The 3,788-nt window shown below is 44.5% G+C and carries 3 protein-coding genes; 1 reads left to right on the top strand and 2 read right to left on the bottom strand.

Going from position 1 to position 3,788, the window contains the following annotated elements; translation table 11 throughout:
- Positions 1 to 673: 673 nt before the first annotated feature.
- Positions 674 to 2,326: a sulfatase-like hydrolase/transferase gene (locus MHN01_RS19670; RefSeq protein WP_239412904.1), complete on the top strand. Its 1,653-nt coding sequence runs from the start codon at positions 674 to 676 to the stop codon at positions 2,324 to 2,326.
- Positions 2,327 to 2,658: 332 nt separating this feature from the next.
- Here MHN01_RS19670 and MHN01_RS19675 read toward each other — a convergent pair whose 3' ends face one another.
- Together MHN01_RS19675 and MHN01_RS19680 are read right to left on the bottom strand one after the other, a co-directional pair.
- Complete coding sequence (locus MHN01_RS19675) at positions 2,659 to 3,054, bottom strand: RidA family protein (RefSeq protein WP_239412905.1); 396 nt, start codon at positions 3,052 to 3,054, stop codon at positions 2,659 to 2,661.
- A 156-nt stretch (positions 3,055 to 3,210) separates the two neighbouring features.
- Positions 3,211 to 3,788: YafY family protein (locus MHN01_RS19680; RefSeq protein WP_239412906.1), on the bottom strand; the 578-nt coding region annotated here is incomplete at its 5' end.

Raw genomic sequence — 3,788 nt, forward strand, 5'->3', positions numbered from 1 at the left:
TCTCGTAACTTAGAGTGCGATTTATAATTGGGTAGGTGATATTGATGAATCATCAAACGCCAATGCCTACCCAAGTATATGTTTGTGCTTGCATATTTTCTAATTTTGAATTTCTCACCTTTTACTAAATTACTGGCAGCCTTACTCTTCCATATGTTCGGTTGGGCATATTATTACCACTCTCTCATATTCTTTTTTGTTTAATTATCGGTTTTGTAAACTCTTATTCCGTCCTCATTCAATGTGTGATGTAAATCTCAAAATCTACTGATATAAACGTTTCTCTTTATAAGTGCGATTTACCGCAAGTTAATCGGGTGTTATTGCCAATAAGATATGCGGTTACACTACTTTTCTCTATCTCCTACAACTTCCATTTTTCTGGAAGGGAGTCGCAAATTTAGATTTTTATGTATAATTATTAACCGTTTGCATTGATCAAAACATTATCAGAGGGAATACTTTGTGTTGTTGTCCTTTACTCGAAGAGCTGTCACTTGCAATAGAAACGTTTATATTTCAGGTGGCTTTTTTGGAAAGTGACAAATAAGCAGAATTGATTGCTTATAAATGAGTTCATTTTGATAACAACAATTTACGAGGGAACAAAATGCCAATACCCACTTTTAAGAAGTGCTTGCTGGCAACAGCATTCACGGCCTCTTTCGGCATTATGCAGCCTGCTATTGCTGGATCTGAACCAGCGACTAACGCAGAGGTAACACGTACGCCGAATGTCGTTATTATTGTGGCAGATGATTTGGGCCATGCAGATGCGGGCTTCTATAAAGAAGGCTGGAATAGTGATGATATAAGCGGTGTTACGAAAAATATTCAAAAAATTGCGGCCAGTGGTGCTGTCTTCAATCAAGGGTATGTGACGGCTCCTGTCTCAGGTCCTTCACGGGCTGGACTTTTAACAGGGCGTTACCAACAGCGCTTTGGTTTTTATAGTAACCCTGCCCCTGAAGAAGATGAAAAAGGGGAGGAGGGCGCTACGACTTCATCAGATGTTGAGCCGGGTACGCCAACAGGCATACCGACTATAGGCAATCATTTCCAAAATGCCGGTTATGTTACCGGATTTGTGGGTAAGCTCCATGATGGAGAGGATTGGAAGTTCTGGCCTCATAATCGTGGCTTTGACTCTTTCTTCGGTTTTAATAATGGTGCCGCAGCTTATGGTGTAGGTATTAGAAACCATGAAAATGCCGTAGAGACACCGCATTCAACAATGTGGAACAATTATACGCCTAGAGATAGAGAGCCCACTGCCAGCGAGATTGCGGCAGCAGAACTATCAATCAAGACGCATACACCAAAAATAGAGCAGTATATTACTGAGTATGGTGCATCAGAGGGACGTGCTCGCTTTTACGCTGAATATGGAGAGGAAGTTGCAAGCGCGCTGGAAACCTTGTCTGGCCTAACTATTACCGATGACGTTGAAGAAGGGACGACAGGAGATTATCTGACCGACAGGTTTGGTATGGAGGCGGCGAAGTTTATCAATAAGAATGCCGATAATCCTTTCATGCTGTATGTCGCTTTCAATGCCGTTCATACACCGTTGAAGGCAACCGAGGACTACGAAAACCAGATTGGTTACGTTAGTGAAGACTATAAAACAGAAGAAGACATCCAAAGTCGCAAAACGGCTCTTGCTATGGCATATAGCTTAGATAAAAACGTTCAGCGTATTAACCGAGCGCTAAAACGAAACGGTCTGACTGATGACACGATCATTGTTTTTGTCTCAGACAATGGCGGTAAGCCGAAAAGTAACTTCTCTTCTAACAAACCACTGTCAGGTCATAAAGGCGAGCTCTATGAGGGTGGGATCCGTGTCCCGTTCGCAATCTCCTGGCCGGGTAAAATCCAGTCAGGGCAGTTTATTGATGACCCTGTGAACACTCTGGATATTTTGCCGACAGTACTGAAAGCTGCAGGTGAAAATGTATCAGACAAAAAACTGGATGGTATCGATCTGATGCCGCGCCTAACCGGTGAAGTTGAAAAGCTGGATGATCGCTATATTTATTGGGATCGCGTAAACAAAGCTGCCGTTCGTGATGATGAGTTTAAGTTGATTAAGTTTAGAAAGAAGAAGTACGAGTTATACAAGCTTAGCGAAAACCCGGAAGAGTACACGGAAGACGAAAATGAAGTTCTCGTTGAGAGCTATGATGTTTCTGCAAAATACCCTGAGAAACTTGAAGAGCTGAAGTTGAAGCTTGCTCAATGGCAAGAAAAACACCCTGTTCCAACCTGGGGTGTAGAGGCACCTGATCCTACAATCTATAAAGGTGAAGCGGAGACAGAATAAGCGTTAGCGCTATATAGTTCTGGACCAAACTGTCTTCGGACGCTATGGCTTTTTCAAGCTTAGAATGAAATACCAGAACTTCGGTTCTGGTATTTTTTTTGAGTATTTTTCCTATGTGTCTCTAGGGGGCACTCAGTTTAGAGAGTAATATTTCAGCTATTTAAATGGCCTTGTATAGGTGAGTCATTGTCATTTATGGCAGAAAATACAAGCCATGTCCATGAATCTGAATGGCTAATAGTATTCGTCTGCGGTTGAACGGACAAATCGTCCGTGCAACCAGTGCTTAAGCATGACCCTCTTGGTATACGTCTAGGCTGTCGGATGTTAAGTCAGTCGGCAGCGGTTGCCTCAATCTCGAACATGAGCTCGGGGATAGCGAGCCGGGTGACCCCGAGCAGGGTCATTGGAGGGGCGGCATCGGCCCGTCCAAATCGGGCGCCGAGCACGTCGAAGTGCTTCATCGCTTCGTCAACGTCTGTGGTGTAAATATTGAGCCGTGTGATGTTGGCAAGACCCATGTCGGCTGCGTTCAGGACGCTTTCGAGGTTGTCTAGGGAAAGCGTAATCTGGCTCCGCATGTTCTCGGGGTGCTGCGGGTTGCCTTCGGCGTCGACGGAGGTTTGACCCGAGCAGATTAACTGCCGGTTGAGCCCTTCGAGTATTTCAGCTTGGTTGTAGCCGACATTCAGCGACCAGGACCACGGGTTGACTGGTTTACGTTTCATCGTTCCTATTCTCCAGTTGGTTAATCATTCCCGAATCGATGCTTCGGAAAAATATTGGACGGCGTATTTACCGTTGAACCAACTGTGACACCTGACACTGACAACCCTATGTCAGGAGGGTAGAAACTATTCTCTACTAAATTTGAGCTATCTTCATTAATCCGCATTCCAGTGTGCTGATAGCTCATCGGTCAAGCACCTCATCGCACTTTCAAGTCCATCTCCCTTAAGCACACAAACGCCACCTGTGAATTGTAAAAGCCAACGTGCCATGTAATGCGGCACAGAAGTCAAAAAACTCATTTTTACGCCTTCAGCTGTGCGTTCCTCACTGACAAACCCGAACGAATAACGTTGTTCACCAACAAATCTTGCAGCCTCAGGCCGAAACAATAAATCAACTTCCAGTAATTTATTCTGACTTTGTTGCCGGGCTAGGTATTGTTGAAGCGTTGCACGGCTGTGACGGGAAAATTGTTGGGGTTGTGGTTGAAACTTCGAGATGCGATCAAGCCTAAAATCACGATAGCCTTCGCGTAAGCGACACCACGCAATTAAGTGCCAATGCAAGCTGTAATAAAACAGACCAATAGGTTCAATGTGGCGAGATATTACCTCCTGAGACGTTGGGCTTGAATAGTCGATTTCAACCACTTGCTTTCGTACAAGTGCGCTGCGGCATTCTCCCAACCACAGGTCATTGGACAACAAATTAGAGTTTGCGCTGTTTTGAT

This window comes from Photobacterium sp. OFAV2-7 (assembly GCF_022347985.1).
GTDB lineage: Bacteria > Pseudomonadota > Gammaproteobacteria > Enterobacterales > Vibrionaceae > Photobacterium.

Excerpts from the sequence above, each read along its gene's own strand:
- MHN01_RS19670 (WP_239412904.1), top strand. The coding sequence starts at position 674 with ATGCAGCCTGCTATTGCTGGATCTGAACCAGCGACTAACGCAGAGGTA.
- MHN01_RS19675 (WP_239412905.1), bottom strand. The coding sequence starts at position 3,054 with ATGAAACGTAAACCAGTCAACCCGTGGTCCTGGTCGCTGAATGTCGGC.